The sequence below is a fragment of the Actinoplanes lutulentus genome (assembly GCF_003259845.1).
In the GTDB taxonomy this organism is placed as follows: domain Bacteria; phylum Actinomycetota; class Actinomycetes; order Mycobacteriales; family Micromonosporaceae; genus Actinoplanes; species Actinoplanes lutulentus.
In genome coordinates this window covers 174,201-190,506 of sequence record NZ_QLMJ01000024.1, presented here as the reverse complement: position 1 = coordinate 190,506, position 16,306 = coordinate 174,201, and the positions used below count along the sequence as shown (strand labels likewise).

The following is a 16,306-nucleotide window of genomic DNA, read 5'->3' as shown; positions in this document are numbered from 1 at the left end:
AAGCCGACAGATCGGCTCGAAGACCCGAAGTCAGTAGCTCAGTGGGTCAGACCCCGGGCGGGAGGTGCTCACCACCAATCCTCTCTGTAGCTCAGACACCTCATGAGGGTCCGATGACCTATCTGGCCTACGGCTCGCACCCACCAGCCGTAGCTCAGACACCTCATGACAGCCCGATGACCTATCTGAGCTACGGCTCACCCCGGCGAACGGCTCACCCCCAGCGGCCAGCTCACGCCAACGGCCGCATTCGGCCCGCCTACCGGGGCCGACGGCACCACGCCGGCAGCACCCCTCCCGGCGCGTGTCGAGTTGAGGCGCGTACCGAACCCGAAATCGACACACGGCAAGTGGTTCGCGGGATGTGTGTCGAGTTTGGGGGCGTAGCGAACCCGAAATCGACACACGGCAGGCGATCCGGGCGCGCTTGAGGCAGCGAGGGCCGGCCCGGAGTGGGGTCTGGGGTTCAGGGCAGGCCGGATAGGGCTGTGTAGAGGCCGGCCACCGCGCAGGCCACCGGGATCACGGCGATCACGGTCAGGCCTTCCAACAGGTCGGCGGCTCGGCTCAGGTATGGCGAGGGCGGGCGGTGGACGTACCGTGCGCCTGCCGTGACCGTGAGCGTGCCGATCAGCAGGACCGAGCCGATCAGGCCCGGCAGCAGCGTTTTGTCCCACGCCTCGGTGAGCAGGAGATCGGCGCCGAGTGCGGCGAAGCCGCCGAGGCCGGCCACCAGGAGCGGGATCCGCAGCCGCCCGGTCACGAAGAGCCGGGCCCGCAGCAGCAGTGCCGTGGCGCAGACGCCGATCAGGATCCGGGCCGAGAGGCTGCCTTCGAGCGCGAGCAGCACGAACGCCACCAGCGCGAGCAGTGCATGACCGAGCAGCAAACCAATCAAGATCTCATCGGTACGGTCGACAGCAGCGAACACGGCGACCCGGTCCGGCGGTTCCGCAGTCTCGGATTCCGGGCGGCCCGGTCCACGCGCTGGGAGCGCGAGCGGTGGCAGCGGCATCCGGCCCAACCGGACGGCGAGCACCGGCAGCGCGCCGAGACCGCAGATCAGTACCGAGATCAGGGCCGCCGCTGCCGCTCCCGGTGACGCCAGCGCCCCGAGCAGCGCCGTCAGCGCGCCCAGCAGCCCGGCTGTCACGCCGGCCGCGAAGATCCGTACCCCGGCCGTGATCGCAAAAGTGCCGAGGACCCCGGCCACCAGCAACGCCAGCGATCCGGCGAGCGGATCCCAACCGGCGACCGATCCGGTGAGCAGGTCCCAGCGGGTGGCCGATCCGGTGCCCCCGGCGGCTGATCCGCCACCGACTGCTGGCCCGCCGCCGGCGAAGGCCGACGCGGCGCCTCCGAGGAAGGCGTAGGGCAGGGCATATCCGCCGAGGGCCACGCCGGCCGAGGTCTGCCCGTGTCCCCGGGCGGCGATCGTCCCGGCGAGCAGGAGCAACGCCGCGGCTCCCAGACCGGCGGAGCCGACACCGCTGACACCCGGGCCCGCGGCGAACAGTGCCAGCAGGCCGAGGCCGAGTGGTACCCCGGCGGCGGCAAGCGTCGCCGTTCGGGTGGTCGCCGGCGTCCAGATGCCCCCGCGCCGGCGGGCGCCCTCGGCGACGGCTTCCACCACGTCGTCGTATTCGGCCTCCGGCCACTCCTCGTGTGCCGGGACGAGATGGAGCACTTCTCCGTCCCGTACCCCCTGGGTTTGAAGGCCTTGACCGGTCGCGAGAGCGACCCCATCCGCTCGCCGGAGCACCCACCCACCGTGGTTTTCGCCCTGGTCGGCGAGGTCGACGCCCGCGTGCCGCAGGACGTCGGGGAGCAGCTCGGCCAGGGGTACGCGCTCGGGCAGGGCGACGTCCACCCGGCGCTGCGGGGCGCTGATCGTCACGCGGGCCAGACCAGCGGTCATCGAGCACCTCCGCACTGTCCACAGGTGATGGTCCACAGGGGATTTCGGAGTTGTCCACAGGCGTGAAATCGATGCTGCGGGACGCATCGAACTCTACCTATCATCGTGACGACAACGCTACGGAGAGCGATGCGGGAGTCCGATGGGGACGGTGACGATCCGGCGGCCGCCGCGCCGAGCCGCGCCCGTGATCCCGACCGGCGAGCTCACCGTCGATCCGCCGCCGCCGATGCCGCCGCAGCCGGCCGGTCGCTGGCAGCAATGGCTGCTGGCACTGCCGATGCTCGGCGGCACCATCGCGATGGCGATGATGATGGGCCAGGGACAGAGCGGACCTTTTTCGTACGTTGTCGGCGCATTGTTCGGGATCTCGTCGCTGGCGATGCTGACCATGTCGTTCAGCGCGTCCGGCTCGCCGCGGAAAGCCGAGATGATCGCCGCCCGGCGCGATTATCTGCGGCATCTGGCGGGCCTGCGGCGACGTGCCCGGGAGACCGCGCGAGCGCAGCGGACCGGGCTGTTCCACCGCCACCCCGATCCGGAGCGACTGTGGTCCACAGTCGACAGCCAGCGGGTGTGGGAGCGGCGCCCGGAGGATTCCGATTTCGGCGTGGTCCGGATCGGGCTGGGCCCGCAGACGCTCGCCACGCCGCTGGTGCCGCCGGAGACCCGCCCGCCGGACGAGCTGGAGCCGATGACCGCGGGCGCGCTGCGGCGGTTCCTGGAGGCGTACTCGGTGGTTCCGGACCTTCCGGTCGCGATGTCGGTGCGCGGTTTCGCACGGATCCTGATTCGCTCCGAGGGCGACCGGGAGGCTGCCCGGGCGCTGGTCCGGGCCGTGTTGACGCAGCTCGCGGTCTTCCACCCGCCGGACGATCTGATCATCGCGATCTGCGCGGGTCCGGGCGCTCGCGAGGCGTGGGAGTGGGTGAAATGGCTGCCGCACAACGGTCATCCGGAACGGTCCGACGCACTCGGCCCGATACGGCTGATCGGCGACCCGGAGGTGCTGGACGGCCTGCGACCGGGCCCGCACCTGGTCATCGTCCAGGACGGCTCGACCCACCCACTGAACCCAAGTCTCGACGGGGCAACAGTGCTGGACCTGGACACCACACCGCCCCGGCTTGAGGATGAATCAACACTGGTGGTGGCAATCTCCCCAAACAGAACACTTAGGACGTCCACTCTGGATCATTTTGCCGAAGTCGGCCGGGCGGACCAGCTCGACGCCGCCCAAGCCGAGGCGATAGCCCGGCGACTGACCCCGCTGGAGCTCGACACCGACGCCGACCCAACCGGGCAAACAGGACAGACCGCAGATCCCGGCCTCGCCGAACTGCTCGGCATCACCGATCCGGAAACCCACCCCGCAACCCGCGGCTGGATCTCGCGACCGAACCGTGGACGACTCCGCGTCCCGATCGGCGTCGACCCCACCGGCCGCCCGGTCGAGCTGGACCTGAAGGAGTCAGCGCAGGACGGCATGGGCCCGCACGGCCTGCTCGTCGGCGCGACCGGCTCCGGCAAATCAGAACTCCTGCGCACGCTCGTGCTGGCCCTGGCCGCCACCCATTCCCCGGAAACCCTCAACTTCGTGCTGATCGACTTCAAGGGCGGCGCCACGTTCGCCTCGATGGACCGGCTGCCGCACACCGCCGCCCTGATCACGAACCTCGCCGACGCCCTGCCGCTGGTCGACCGGATGGCCGACGCGCTCGACGGCGAACTGCTGCGGCGACAGGAGCTGCTGCGGCGGTCCGGCAACTTCGCCGGGCTACGCGAGTACGACCGGGCCCGTGCCGCCGGAGCGGTCCTGCCACCGCTGCCGTCACTGCTGGTGATCTGCGACGAGTTCTCCGAGCTGCTGCAGCGCAAACCGGAGTTCCTCGACCTGTTCCTCCAGATAGGACGGCTGGGCCGGTCGCTCGGCGTGCACCTGCTGCTGTCCAGTCAGCGGATTGAGGACGGGCGGCTGCGCGGGCTGGACACCCATCTGTCGTACCGGATCGGGCTGCGGACGTTCTCGGCGCTGGAGTCGCGGGCGGTGCTGGGTGTCGCGGACGCGTACGAACTGCCCCGCTCGCCCGGGCACGGATTTCTGAAGTCCGGCACCGAGGCGCCGGCGCGGTTCCGGAGCGCATACGCCTCCGGGCCGTCCCGCCGGCACCGCGCACCGGACGCCTCCACGCCGCGAATCCTGCCCTGGACCAGCGAACACATCCCGCTGACCGAGGCTCCGGCCGAGGACAGCGCCGACCGCGCCCTGGCTGACGTGCTGGTCGGCCGCCTCGCCGGGAAGGGTCCGCCGGCGCACCGGGTGTGGCTGCCGCCGCTGGACGCTTCCGCCACATTGGACGATCTGCTCGGCTCGGTTGTACCCGATCCGCACCGCGGCCTCACCGTGGCGAACCCGGCGCTGCACGGCGCGCTCCAGGTGCCGATCGCGCTCGTCGACAAGCCCCGGGAACAGGTTCGGGACACGCTCTGGCTCCAGCTCGCCGGCTCGGCCGGGCACGTCGCGGTCGCCGGCGGCACCCGCAGCGGAAAATCGTCGGTACTGCGCGCGCTCGCCTGCGGCCTCGCCCTCACACACACCCCCGACGAGGTACGCGTCTACTGCCTCGACTTCGGCGGCGGAACACTCGCCGGCCTGCGCGACCTGCCGCACGTCGGCGGCGTCTTCGGCCGTCTCGAACCCGAGGGGGTACGCCGAACCGCCGGAGAGATGACGTCCCTGCTCGCCGAGCGGGAACGGCAGGCCGCCCCGTTCTGGTCGCACGTCTTCCTGGTCGTCGACGGGTGGGCCACGCTGCGCTCGGACTTCGAGGAGCTGGAGCCGGTGCTCACCGACCTGGCCACTCGCGGTCTCGCGTACGGAATCCATCTGGTCGCCGCCACGTCGCGATGGACCGACTTCCGGCCGCCGATCCGCGATCTCTTCGGTTCCCGGGTGGAGCTGCGGCTCGGCGATCCGGCTGACTCGGCGGTGCACCGGCGGGCCGCCCTCGCCGTTCCGGAGGGCCGGCCGGGCCGTGGTGTCACCGAGCATCCGGCCGATCGGGACCGGGGACTGCATCTGCTCACGGTCCGGCCGGAGGTGTCCACGCTCGGCGACACGGCTGCCTTGGTCAAAGCGGTGGCCGGGGCCTGGCGTGGGCCGGTGGCTCCTCCGGTGCGGTTGTTGCCGGCCGTTGTGGCGTACCAAAGACCGGAGAGCGACCCGGCAGGGAGCCTGCGCGTGCCGATCGGCATCGCCGAGTCCGATCTTCTGCCGGTGGCGATCGATTTCGCGGCCGATCCGCATCTGCTGGTCCTCGGCGACGCGGAGTGCGGCAAATCGTCGCTGCTCCGCGCGCTCGCCACGTCGGTGACCACGCTGTTCACGCCGGAGCAGGCCCGGATCATCCTGGTCGACTACCGGCGCAGCCTGATGGATCTGCCCGTCACGGAACACCGGATCGGGTACGGCGTCCAGGCGCAGCAGACCGCGGAGCTGATGCGTTCGGTGGCCGGGTACATGGAACGCCGGCTGCCCGGACCGGACGTCACGGCGGCCCAGCTGCGGAACCGTTCCTGGTGGACCGGCCCGGAGCTGTTCGTGCTGGTCGACGATTACGACCTGGTGGCGGCCGGACCGGTCAACCCGCTCACGCCGCTGCTGGAGCACCTGCCACAGGCTCGCGACGTCGGACTGCATCTGGTGCTCACCAGGCGGGCCGGTGGCGCGGGCCGGGCGCTGTACGAGCCGGTGATCCAGCGGTTACGGGAGCTCTCCGCGCCGGGCCTGGTGATGTCCGGCTCACCGGAGGAGGGTGTGTTGCTCGGCACTGTCCCAGCACGACCGATGCCACCGGGGCGTGGTCACCTGGTGACCCGTCGTGAGGGAACGCGACTGATCCAGCTGGCGCACCTGCCACCGTTTCGGGATTCGGCAAAATCAACAGACTCCGAGTGCGATTAGGCGTCCCGGACCGGAGCAACACGCCGCCCGTTGGGAGTAATCTCCCTCCATCGACTGACCACCCGACCGTAGCGAAGGCGGTGTTCGTTGCTGAGTCTGTCGCGCAGGGTGGGAGCCGCCGCACTGGCAGGTCTGATGTCGCTCGCCGCCCCGGCCGCCGCGGCCTCCGCCTCGCCGCCGCTCACCGAGCCGGTGATCACCACCGATGACACGGTTCGTGCCGATCAGTGGCAGCTGGAGGCACTCGACCTGGCCGACGCCTGGGCGTACGCGGACGGCACCGGCGTGACGGTCGCGGTGATCGACTCCGGCGTCGACGGGAGCCACCCCGACCTCGTGGGTCAGGTGCTGCCCGGCCTCGACCTGGTCGACACGAAAGCGGAGACCGTCACCGACCCGGTCGGTCACGGCACCACTGTCGCGGCGTTCATCGCCGGCCGCAACGACGACGACAACGGCGTGGTCGGCATCGCGCCGAAAGCCAAGATCCTCCCGATCCGCGTCCTCGACGAGGAAAACCGGTACGACGACGCGCTGATCGTGGCAAAGGGCGTGCGCTGGGCGGTCGACCACGGCGCCAAGGTGCTGAATCTGTCGCTCGGCGGCAGCGGCTCCAGCGCCACCCTGGCCGCCGCACTGGATTACGCGTTCGCCAAGGACGTCGTGGTGATCGCCTGCACCGGCAACGCCAGCGCGTCCTCCACTTCGGACAACAGCGGGGTGTGGTACCCGGCTCGCGAGCCCGGCGTGGTCGCGGTCGCCGGCATGGAGCGCGACGGCACGACCCTGTGGTCGGGTGCGATAACCGGCAAGGAGACCGTGCTGACCGCACCGTCCACCCAGCTGGTCGGCGCCCGCGGGCCGGACGACTACTGGCGGGTGCAGGGCACCAGCTTCGCCGCGCCGATGGTGTCCGGTGTCGCCGCCCTGATCCGTTCCCGCTGGCCGGACATGCCGGCCGGCGAGGTGATCAACCGGTTGATAAAGACCGCGGATGACCGCGGCGAGCCCGGCCGCGACGGCCAGTTCGGGTACGGCCTGGTCAACCCGACCGCCGCGCTCACCGCCGACGTCTCGTTCGTGACGGACAACCCGCTCGACACCACGCCGCCGCCCGGGGTCGCCCGGTTCGGCAGCGCGCCCGTCCCCGGCCAGGCCCAGTCCGCGCCGGAGGAGAGCAACCCGCCGTGGGTCGTCACCCAGGCCCCCACCACCAATTCGGGTGGCTGGGCCGCGCCGGCTCAGCCGGTCGACGACGGCAGCGGCCGGACCCGGTGGATCGCGATCGTGCTCTTCCTGATCTCCGCGCTGGTCGCGGCGTTCACCGTCCGCCGGTTTGCCGGCAGCGCGGGCTGATCAGAGCCCGGTCTTGGATCAGGCGCATTCGCCGGTCTGCACGCCCTTGGTGCGGGTCTTGCCCGCCTCCGCGACCCCGGCTGCCTCGTCCGCGGTGAGGGCGAAACCGACGTTCTTGTCATCGGCCGCGGCCGCGAAGATGACGCCGAGGACTCCGCCGTTCGGGTCGATCAGCGGACCACCCGAGTTACCGCTGCGGACCAGCGACTTGATCGTGTAGATCTCGCGGGTCACGTCACCCGAGTCGTAGATGTCCGGGCCGGTGATCCGGCTGACGTCCCGGACCCGGGCGGACTGCGCGTTGTACGGCCCGTCCTGCGGATAACCCAGCACGATCGCGCTGGCCCCGCTGGCGGCCTCCTTGCTGACGAATTTCATCACCGGCGCTTCCAGGCCCGGCACGTGCAGCACGGCGAGGTCGCGTTTCGGGTCGTAGACCACGACGGTGCCCTCCAGCTGGCCGCGTGAGGTCTCCACCACGACCTCCTTGGTGCCGGCCACCACGTGCGCGTTGGTCATCACCCGCTCGTCGTCGTAGACGAACCCGGTGCCCTCGATCCGCCGGGAACAGCTCGGCGCGGCGCCCAGCACCTTGAGCACCGACTTCTTCGACGACTGCACGATCTTGGAGTTCTTCAGTTTCGGGTCCGGCTCGGCGACCTCTTTCGCCTGAGTACGCGCGAGCCCGCCGAAGACGTCCGGGAAGCCGCTGGTGTCCAGGGTGTCGCGCAGCGCCGACGAGAGAGCCTGCGCCTGCTCCGGCATGAGGCCGTTGATGCCGCCCAGGATCGCGCTGCTGCGGAATTCCCGGTTGATCGCCGGGAAGGGTGTCGACCCGAGCGGAACGGCCACCAGCCACGCGGCGAGCAGCAGCGCCACGACCGACACGACAGCGCCGCCCGCGTCGTCGATGTGCTGCAACGGCTTGCTGAAGATGCCCCGCCGCAGGTTGGTGCCGAGCCAACCGGCCAGGGTCTGACCGAGGACCGCGAAGGTGAGGATGACGGCCAGCGCCACGACCAGCCGCACCGTCCCGTCGGCGAACTGTCTCGCGATCAACGGTCCGAGTTGGAGCCCGATCAGCACACCGCTGAAGAAGCCGCCCAGAGAGAACGCGCCGATGACGAAGCCCTGCCGATAACCGCTGACCGCGAACAGCAGCATCAGCACGACCAGAATCACATCGACCACGGGCACTCACTCAGCGTAGAAGGAGGAGGCCACGTCACGGCACCACCTCGTCGGGAGCACCACCGCGAGCCGCCGGAACGGGCGCCGAGGCGTCGGGTAACTCGACCACACGATCCTGTGCCCAAGGCTGTGACCACCCGGCCATGTCGAGCAACGACGAGATCACCCCTGCCGTGAATCCCCAGACGAGCAGCCCCCGGACCTGGAAGGCAGGTCCGATCCAGCCGCTCGGATGACGCACCCGGATACGGTTCGCCGGGTCCGCGAGTTCACTGATCGGCAGACGTGCGACATGTGCGACCTCGGTGGCCTGCAGCGGATGCACCATGTGCGGCGCCCGCCACCAGGCCAGAACCGGCGTCACGACGAAGCTGCTGACCGGAATCCACAGGTCCGGCAGCAGGGCCAGCACCTCGGCGCTGCGGCGGTCGAGGCCGACCTCCTCGGAGGCCTCGCGCAGCGCGGTGTCCGGCGCGTCGAGGTCTTCCGGGTCGGTGGCGCCACCCGGGAAAGCCGGCTGCCCGGCGTGGTTGCGCATGGTCGCGGCGCGTTGCAGCACCAGCAGATCGGGGCCGCCCGGTGTGCCGGCGTCCGGCTCGCTCTCGCCGAGCAGCACCAGAACAGCGCTGGCGCGGCCGGCGACTCCGGTCGGCCGGCGCAGCGGGGTGAAGTCCTCGGTCCGGCAGGTGGCGACCCGGGTCAGCAGCGGCTCGAACCAGGACGGCAGATCGTCCGGCCGGCCCAGCACCTGCCCCTGGCTCATCGGGTCACCGTCACGCCGGTGTGCTCCCCGACCAGCTTGATCAGCTCGTCGACGTCCAGGGTGTCGCGGTGGACGTAGATCGCGCCGCCGGCGTCGACGAAGACCGTGGCCGGCAATGCGGCGGCCTTCACCGCGATGGCGAATTTCTGGTCCGGGTCGTAGAGGGTCGGCAAGCTCACGTCCTTGTCGGTCGCGAAAGAGGCGGACGCCTCACGCGGGTCGCGGCTGGCGACGCCGAGCACGGTGAGCTCTCCCTCGGTCCGGTCGGCCAGGCCCTGCATGATCGGCAGTTCCTCGCGGCACGGCCCGCACCAGGAAGCCCACACGTTGATCACCGCGGGGCCGCGCAGGCCGCTCACCGCGACCTCCTGCCCGCCGGTAAAGCACGGAAGCGATAGATCGGGTAACTCGGTCTCGCCACTGGAGACTGCGAAGTCGCAGGCCGCGAACGGCGAGGGGGTCTCCGGCTCACTCGTCTCCACAGCCGCCGTACAGGCGGAGAGGAGACCCAGCGCCACGACTGCAGGCAGCGCCCGTGCGAACCGGATCACGGTTCCTCCGGGGCCAGGACCGCGGCGGCCGGAACCAGGTCGGGGTCGACGCCGGCGGCTTCCGCGAGATCGCGAGCCCGGGGACCCTTCAGCAGTTTCGCAGCGGCGGCGGCCTCGGTCGGACCCGTCCCGTACGACGGGCAGACGCTCGCCAGCGTGCAGGCTCCGCAGGCCGGCTTGCGCGCGTGGCAGACCCGCCGGCCGTGGAAGATCACCCGGTGCGACAGCATGGTCCAGTCGCGTTTCTCGATGAGCTCGGCGACCAGGAACTCGATTTTCACCGGATCGTCCTCGGCGACCCAGCCGAAACGGTTGGTCAGCCGGCGGAAGTGGGTGTCGACAGTGATGCCGGGCACCCCGAACGCGTTGCCGAGGATCACGTTGGCCGTCTTGCGGCCGATGCCGGGCAGCGCGACCAGCTGATCGAGCTTGCGGGGCAGCTCGCCGTCGTATTTCTCGACAAGCATCTGACCGAGCTTGATCAGCGAGTCGGTTTTCGCCCGGAAGAAGCCGGTCGGCCGCAGCAGCGTCTCCATCGCGGCCCGGTCGGCGCCCGCGTAATCAGCGGCCGACCGGTAGAGCTTGAAGAGCGCCGGGGTCACCTGGTTGACCCGCACGTCGGTGGTCTGCGCCGAGAGGATCGTCGCGACGGCCAGCTCGAGCGGGGTGGTGAAGTCCAGCTCACAGTGCGCGTCGGGGTGGGTCTCGGCGAGCACCCGGGCCATCTTGCGGGCCCGGCGCTTGCGCCCGAGCAAGGTCTCACCCGCGTAGCGCGATGCGGAGACGGGTGCAGTCACCGGTAAAGAGTACGCCGAGCGTGCGACATCGTCGTTCACGCCGAGGGCTTGATCGTCCCGTCGTCACCGATCGACACCGCGGTGTCGTCGAAGTCGGAGGCGGAGAGATCGTTCACGAGCTCCCGGCCGCGTTCGTTCTTGGCGTCCCGGGTCGGCACCCCGGTGGTGTTCATGTAGGTCGACAGGAACTTGCCGCCGGCGTACTCGCCCTCCTTGGTGAGCGAGACGTGCAGGATCCCCGCGTACTTCAGCACCCCGTTGCTGGAGAGCGTCTTGCCGCCACCGGCGAAGTTGCCGAGGCTGTACGCGATCAGCTTGCCCTTGTAGAACTCCATGCCCCGCAGAACGTGCGGGCCGTGCCCGACGACCAGGTCAGCTCCCGCGTCGATCACGGCGTGGCTGAACTTGATCGGGTCGCCACGGTTCTCGCCGAAGAAGAGCTCGTTACCCGGTTTCACGTGCTGCTTGTCGGAGCCCTCGGCGCCCATGTGCACCTGAACCACGACCAGGTCGGCCTCGGACTTGGCCTTCTCCACGATCGTCGAAGCGGCGTCGAGGTCGTTCAGGTTGTTGGCTCCCGCGTACGGAGAAAAACCGATGACCGCGACCTTGACGCCCTTGATCTCCACGACGGTGATCTGGTCCTGCGCCCCGGTGTGCTCGAGCCCGGCGCCCTCCAGAGCCTCGACCGTGTTCTGGTAACCGGCCGTGCCGTAGTCCTTGGAGTGGTTGTTCGCCGTGTTCAGCAGCTGGAATCCGGCTTCCACCAGGTGGTTGGCGTATTTCGGCGGTGAGCGGAAGGCGAAGCAGTTGGCCCGCGCCGGCGAACCGCACTTGGATGTGCCGGTGTCGCCGGTCAGAGGCTGTTCCAGGTTGCCCATCACCAGGTCGGAGGCGAGGCCCTTCTTCACCGAGTCGAAGAAGCCGTCGCCGTCGTTGGCCGGCAACTTGTTCGGCGCGCTACCCATGATGATGTCGCCGGTGGCGGAGAGGCTGATCGACTCGACCGAGGCGGATTCTTCGACGGGCTTGCCCGTTGCGGCAGCCGCGGGAGAAGCGGACTCAGGAGCCTGCCACGACGCGGCGGGCGAATTGTCACGCTTTGCCAATGCGACGCCGCCGAAAGCGAGGCCCGCGATGACGGCTAGGACAATCGTGACAGTTAGGACAGGGTGTCCGAAACGTGCCTGACGATGGGACCGGGGGTGCGAATTCATCGACCGGGACGATACCGTCAGGTCGCAAGCGGGATCGACCGACGAATGGCCTGTCCTGATATGCCCGGACCGCTGATTGTCACAGGCGGTAATGGCAAATCTGGTTACCGTCCAGTATCTGGATCAAGGGGTGGCCGCCCGTTTCCCGCCCGCGTGCGCCTAGACTGATCGAGCGCAGACGTTGCGCGTTTTCGGAGGTGCGGCGATGGATGAGGTACTGGCTCGCAGCGGGATCTTCCAGGGCGTTGACCCGGAAGCCGCAGAGGCGCTCGCCAAGGAGATGGACACGATCGAAGTCCGTAAGGGCGACGTGGTCTTCAACGAGGGCGAGGCCGGCGACAGCCTGTATATCGTTCTGTCCGGGAAGATCAAGCTAGGACGGCGGGCCGCGGACGGCCGGCAGAACCTGGTGTCGATCATGGGTCCGTCGGACATGCTCGGCGAGCTTTCCCTCTTCGACCCCGGTCCGCGGACGGCGACTGCCACCGCGGTGACGGACAGTCGTCTGGCCCGGCTGAAGAAGTCGTCGTTGCGGCCCTGGCTGAACAACCGGCCCGAGATCGCCGAGCAGTTGCTCCGTGTGCTGGCTCGTCGCCTGCGCCGGACCAACGACGCGCTCGCCGACCTGATCTTCACGGACGTCCCCGGGCGGGTGGCCAAGAACCTGCTCCAGATGGCCGGCCGGTTCGGCACCCGGGACGGCGGCGTCCTGCGGGTGACACACGACCTCACCCAGGAAGAGCTGGCCCAGCTGGTCGGCGCGTCCCGGGAAACGGTCAACAAGGCTCTCGCCGACTTCGCGTCCCGCGCCTGGCTGCGGCTCGACGGCAAGTCCGTGATCATCCTGGACCCGGAGCGGCTCGCGCGGCGCGCCCGCGTCTGACCCGCCTCCCGATCGGGGCTGTCCTGGCGGGCAGCCCCTTCGCCGTGCACCTGTCACCGTGTCGCACCCGCCGGGCCACTCGTTACGGAGGTGGCCGAGAGGCACCGGCGTGACAGGGAAGGGCGCGGCTTTGAACGCAGGTAGGGGCGGAGCGGGCATCGGGGTGTCTGCATGACCGTGCTCGACACCACGCTGAACCCGCGTGACCCCGCCTTCCTGGAGGGTCGCAGCACCACGTTGCAACTCCTCGCCGACATCGAGGACGCGCTCGACGAGGCGCGTGCAGGCGGCGGCGAGAAGTGGGTGACCCGGCACCACGCCCGGGGGAAATTGCTCCCCCGGGAGCGCATCGAGATGCTGCTCGACCAGGACAGCCCGTTCCTTGAGCTGGCCCCGTCGGCAGCGTGGGGTTCGGAGTACCCGGTCGGCGCCAGCGTCGTCACCGGCGTCGGCGTGATCGAGGGCATCGAGTGCGTCGTCATCGCGAACGACCCGACGGTGGACGGTGGTGCGGTCAACCCGTACACCGCCGCGAAGATCCGCCGGGCCGCGCGTATCGCCTCGGTGAACCGGCTTCCGCTGGTCAACCTGGTCGAGTCAGCCGGCACAGGCAACCCGGACGGCGGTATCGCCCGCGAGTTGAGCCGGCTCACCCCGGACCGGGTGCCGACCATCTGCGTGACCTTCGGGCTGACCACCGGTGACGCCGCGTACCTGCCGGCGCTCTCCGACTACACGATCATGGTCCGCGGGCACGCCAAGGTCCTGACGATCCACCCGCAGCCGGTACGCGGCGCGGCCAACGGCGTCGAGGTACGCGCCACCCCCGTGGTGCCGGCCGGACCGGCCGGACCCGCTGACCAGCTCGCCGAGGATGAACGGGACGGCCTGCGGCTGGCCCGGCAGTGTGTGCGGCGGCTCAATTGGCGCAAGCAGGGGCCGGCTCCGCGTACCCGGCAGCCGCTGCCGCCCCGGCACGACCCGGACGATCTACTCACGCTGGCCGCCAGCGATCCGGCCAAGTTCGAGCCGCGCGAGGTGCTGGCCCGGATCCTCGACGACAGCGACTTCGACGAGTTCAAGCCCGGCCAGGCGGTCACCCTGCTGACCGGCTGGGGCGAACTGCACGGGTACCCGGTCGGCGTGGTCGCCACCCCGGCGACACCGTGCTCGGCCGCCGAGGCGCAGAAGGCCGTGCACTTCCTGCACCTGGCGAACGCGACCGCCACACCGTTGCTCTTCCTCCGGCACACCGGCGCACCCGCCGGCGACGAGACGGAGACACCCGACACACGGCACGACGCCCCGCTGGTGCATGCCGCTTCCCGGTCGACAGTGCCGCACCTGGTGCTCACCGCCGGGCCGGTCACCGAACACTCGCCGGACCGGGTCGGCGAGCCCCGATTCACGTTCAGCTGGCCCGCGAAAGAGCGCACCTGCGCCGACGACGGCGTCATCGACCCCCGCGATACGCGTACGGTCCTCGGCCTCTGCCTCTCCGCGGTGCACAGCGCCACCGTCGAGGGTGCCGGACACGTCGGCGTTTTCCGACCTTGAAAGGTAGTGCAGTGATTCGACGACTTCTGGTGGCCGACCGAGGAGAGGTCGCCCGCCGGGTGTTCGCCACCTGCCGGCTGGTCGGCATCGAGACGGTCGCCGTCTACTCCGACGTCGACTCCTCGGCGCCACACGTCGACGAGGCCGACTATGCGGTCCACCTGCCGGGTAGTACTCCGGCCAGTACTTATCTCCGTACCGAAGCGCTTCTCGCGGCCGCGCAGCGGTCCGGGGCGAACGCCGTGCACCCGGGCGTCGGCATGCTCGCCGAGGACCCGGACTTCGCGGCCGCCGTCGTCGACGCCGGGATGATCTGGGTCGGTCCGACCCCGGCGACGCTGCGTGCCCTGAGCGTGAAGCCGGACATGAAGCAGATGGTCGCCGAGGCCCGGGTTCCGGTGCTGCCGACCTTCACCGACCCGGATTCGGTGCCCGGCTTCCCCGTGCTGATCAAGCCGGCCACCGGCTCCGGTGGCATCGGGATGCGCGTGGTCCGCGACGCCTCCACGCTCGCCGAGGCGGTCGCCTCCACCCGTCGCGAGGTCGGCGGCGACGTCTACTGCGAGCCGTACGTCACCAACGTCCGCCACATTGAAGTCCCGATCCTCGCCGACGCGCAGGGCTCGGTGGTCCCGTTCGGCGAGCGCGAATGCTCGGTACAGCGCCGATACCAGAAGATCATCGAGGAGACCCCGTCACCGGCGGTCGACGCCGCCCTGCGCGAAGACCTGTGCCGGGCCGCGATCGTGGTGGTCCGCGCCCTCGGTTATGTGGGTGCCGGCGCCGTCGAGTTCCTGCTCGACGAGGACGGCAAGTTCTGGTTCCTCGAACTCACCCCGACGCTGCAGGCCGACCACGCGGTCACCGAGTGCGTCTCCGGTTACGACCTGGTCCGCCTGCAGCTGCTGGTGGCCGAGGGCGGCAGCCTGCCGATGCCCGGACCGCCGCCGATCCGCGGGCACGCCATCGAGGTGCGCATCTGTGCCGAGGATCCGGCGTACGCCTGGCTGCCCGCCGCCGGCACCCTGCACCGGTTCGCCGTGCCGGACATCGCCGGCACGTTCCGCCCGCTCGCCCAGCCCGGCCTGCGCCTGGACGCCGGCGTCGCGGACGGCTCGGTGATCGGCATGCACCACGACCCGATGCTGGCGAAACTGATCGCCTGGGCCCCGAGCCGCCAGGAAGCCGCCCGGATGCTGGCGTCCGCGCTGGCCCGAGCCCAGATCCACGGCGTCGTGTCGAACCGCGACCTGCTGGTCCGCGCCCTGCGCCACCACTCGTTCCGCGCCGGCGACCTGGACACCGGTTTCCTGGACCGGCACCCCGAGGTCTTCGCGCCCCTGCTTTCATCGGTAGACGCGGTCCGCCTGTCCTGCCTGGCCGCCGCCCTGGCCGGTGCGGCAGCCCGCCGAGCATCCGCCCCGGTGCTGAACTCACTGCCCTCAGGCTGGCGCAACGTACCCTCCGGCTCACAGACCGCGGTCTACGACGGCCCGACCGGTCCGGTAGAGGTCGGTTACCGCATGAACCGCCACGGCGCGCTGGCCGGCTGGTGGGTCCGAGCGGTGGACCCGGAGGAGCTCGACCTGGCCGGTCTCGGTCAAGCCCCGGTAGCCGACGAACACCCACCCATCGTGATCGTCCAGGCCTCCGCGGACCGTGTGGTGCTCAACGTGCAGGGCATCCGCCTGGCCGTCCTGGTACACCGCGTGAACGACGTGTCATATGTGGACAGTCCCGAGGGCTCGGTCACCCTCCGCGAGATCTCCCGCTTCCCGCTACCCGCCCCGGAAGCCACCGAGAGCTCCCTGATCGCCCCCCTGCCCGGCGCCGTCCGCCGCATCCTGGTGGTCCCCGGCCAGCGCGTCCGAGCAGGCGAATTGCTGCTCACGCTGGAGGCGATGAAGCTCGAACACCCGGTACACGCACCCTCAGCGGGCGTGGTCTCTTCCCTGCCGGTCCACCCGGGCTCCGAAGTAGACATGGGCGAACTACTAGCGGTCCTGGACCCAGAATAAAACCTCCTTCGGTACGCGTTTCGGGGCTGGCCAAACGCATCAGATGAGCACCGGGCCTACACCGCGACGCCCGTGCGTGCGCACGGCCGCA

The 16,306-nt window shown here is 70.2% G+C and carries 11 protein-coding genes; 5 read left to right on the top strand and 6 right to left on the bottom strand.

The window, feature by feature from the left end:
- Positions 1–466 precede the first annotated feature (466 nt).
- A complete protein-coding gene (eccD, locus tag B0I29_RS39070; RefSeq protein ID WP_111654204.1) occupies positions 467–1,918 on the bottom strand; it encodes a type VII secretion integral membrane protein EccD in 1,452 nt (483 codons plus the stop codon).
- A gap of 142 nt (positions 1,919–2,060) precedes the next feature.
- Here eccD and eccCa point away from each other — a divergent pair, with 142 nt between their 5' ends.
- Together eccCa and mycP are read left to right on the top strand one after the other, a co-directional pair.
- The gene (gene eccCa / locus B0I29_RS39065) at positions 2,061–5,882 is read left to right on the top strand and encodes a type VII secretion protein EccCa (RefSeq protein ID WP_111654203.1); all 3,822 of its coding nucleotides are present in this window, start codon (positions 2,061–2,063) and stop codon (positions 5,880–5,882) included.
- Positions 5,883–6,017: 135 nt separating this feature from the next.
- The gene (mycP, locus tag B0I29_RS39060; protein ID WP_245973127.1) at positions 6,018–7,238 is read left to right on the top strand and encodes a type VII secretion-associated serine protease mycosin; all 1,221 of its coding nucleotides are present in this window, start codon (positions 6,018–6,020) and stop codon (positions 7,236–7,238) included.
- 18 nt (positions 7,239–7,256) lie between these two features.
- Here the strand turns inward: mycP and B0I29_RS39055 are convergent, their stop codons facing one another.
- From B0I29_RS39055 to B0I29_RS39035, 5 genes are read right to left on the bottom strand one after another with little or no spacing between them, the layout of a single operon-like run.
- Positions 7,257–8,435 (bottom strand): MarP family serine protease, encoded by a 1,179-nt coding sequence (locus B0I29_RS39055; protein WP_111654201.1) that lies wholly within the window; start codon positions 8,433–8,435, stop codon positions 7,257–7,259.
- Positions 8,436–8,463: 28 nt separating this feature from the next.
- Complete coding sequence (locus B0I29_RS39050; protein ID WP_111654200.1) at positions 8,464–9,192, bottom strand: NUDIX hydrolase; 729 nt, start codon at positions 9,190–9,192, stop codon at positions 8,464–8,466.
- On the bottom strand, positions 9,189–9,743 hold the full coding sequence (locus B0I29_RS39045) for a TlpA family protein disulfide reductase (RefSeq protein ID WP_111654199.1): 555 nt from the start codon (positions 9,741–9,743) through the stop codon (positions 9,189–9,191). The genes B0I29_RS39050 and B0I29_RS39045 overlap by 4 nt, the downstream gene beginning before the upstream one ends.
- Complete coding sequence (nth, locus tag B0I29_RS39040; RefSeq protein ID WP_181558206.1) at positions 9,740–10,540, bottom strand: endonuclease III; 801 nt, start codon at positions 10,538–10,540, stop codon at positions 9,740–9,742. Before nth ends, B0I29_RS39045 begins: the two co-directional genes overlap by 4 nt.
- Before the next feature lie 35 nt (positions 10,541–10,575).
- Entirely contained in the window at positions 10,576–11,757 is a 1,182-nt protein-coding gene (locus B0I29_RS39035) for a CapA family protein (protein WP_111654198.1), read from the bottom strand.
- Positions 11,758–11,962: 205 nt separating this feature from the next.
- Here B0I29_RS39035 and B0I29_RS39030 point away from each other — a divergent pair, with 205 nt between their 5' ends.
- The 3 genes from B0I29_RS39030 to B0I29_RS39020 all read left to right on the top strand — a co-directional run bounded on the left by B0I29_RS39030 (position 11,963) and on the right by B0I29_RS39020 (position 16,215).
- A complete protein-coding gene (locus tag B0I29_RS39030) occupies positions 11,963–12,640 on the top strand; it encodes a Crp/Fnr family transcriptional regulator (RefSeq protein WP_014447921.1) in 678 nt (225 codons plus the stop codon).
- A 171-nt stretch (positions 12,641–12,811) separates the two neighbouring features.
- Positions 12,812–14,197, top strand: coding sequence for a carboxyl transferase domain-containing protein (locus tag B0I29_RS39025; protein ID WP_111654197.1), 1,386 nt, complete (start codon positions 12,812–12,814; stop codon positions 14,195–14,197).
- An 11-nt stretch (positions 14,198–14,208) separates the two neighbouring features.
- Positions 14,209–16,215 (top strand): ATP-binding protein, encoded by a 2,007-nt coding sequence (locus B0I29_RS39020; RefSeq protein ID WP_111654196.1) that lies wholly within the window; start codon positions 14,209–14,211, stop codon positions 16,213–16,215.
- Positions 16,216–16,306: the final 91 nt, after the last annotated feature.

Excerpts from the sequence above, each read along its gene's own strand:
- eccD (WP_111654204.1), bottom strand. The coding sequence starts at position 1,918 with ATGACCGCTGGTCTGGCCCGCGTGACGATCAGCGCCCCGCAGCGCCGG.
- eccCa (WP_111654203.1), top strand. The coding sequence starts at position 2,061 with ATGGGGACGGTGACGATCCGGCGGCCGCCGCGCCGAGCCGCGCCCGTG.
- mycP (WP_245973127.1), top strand. The coding sequence starts at position 6,018 with ATGTCGCTCGCCGCCCCGGCCGCCGCGGCCTCCGCCTCGCCGCCGCTC.
- B0I29_RS39050 (WP_111654200.1), bottom strand. The coding sequence starts at position 9,192 with ATGAGCCAGGGGCAGGTGCTGGGCCGGCCGGACGATCTGCCGTCCTGG.
- B0I29_RS39035 (WP_111654198.1), bottom strand. The coding sequence starts at position 11,757 with ATGAATTCGCACCCCCGGTCCCATCGTCAGGCACGTTTCGGACACCCT.
- B0I29_RS39030 (WP_014447921.1), top strand. The coding sequence starts at position 11,963 with ATGGATGAGGTACTGGCTCGCAGCGGGATCTTCCAGGGCGTTGACCCG.
- B0I29_RS39025 (WP_111654197.1), top strand. The coding sequence starts at position 12,812 with ATGACCGTGCTCGACACCACGCTGAACCCGCGTGACCCCGCCTTCCTG.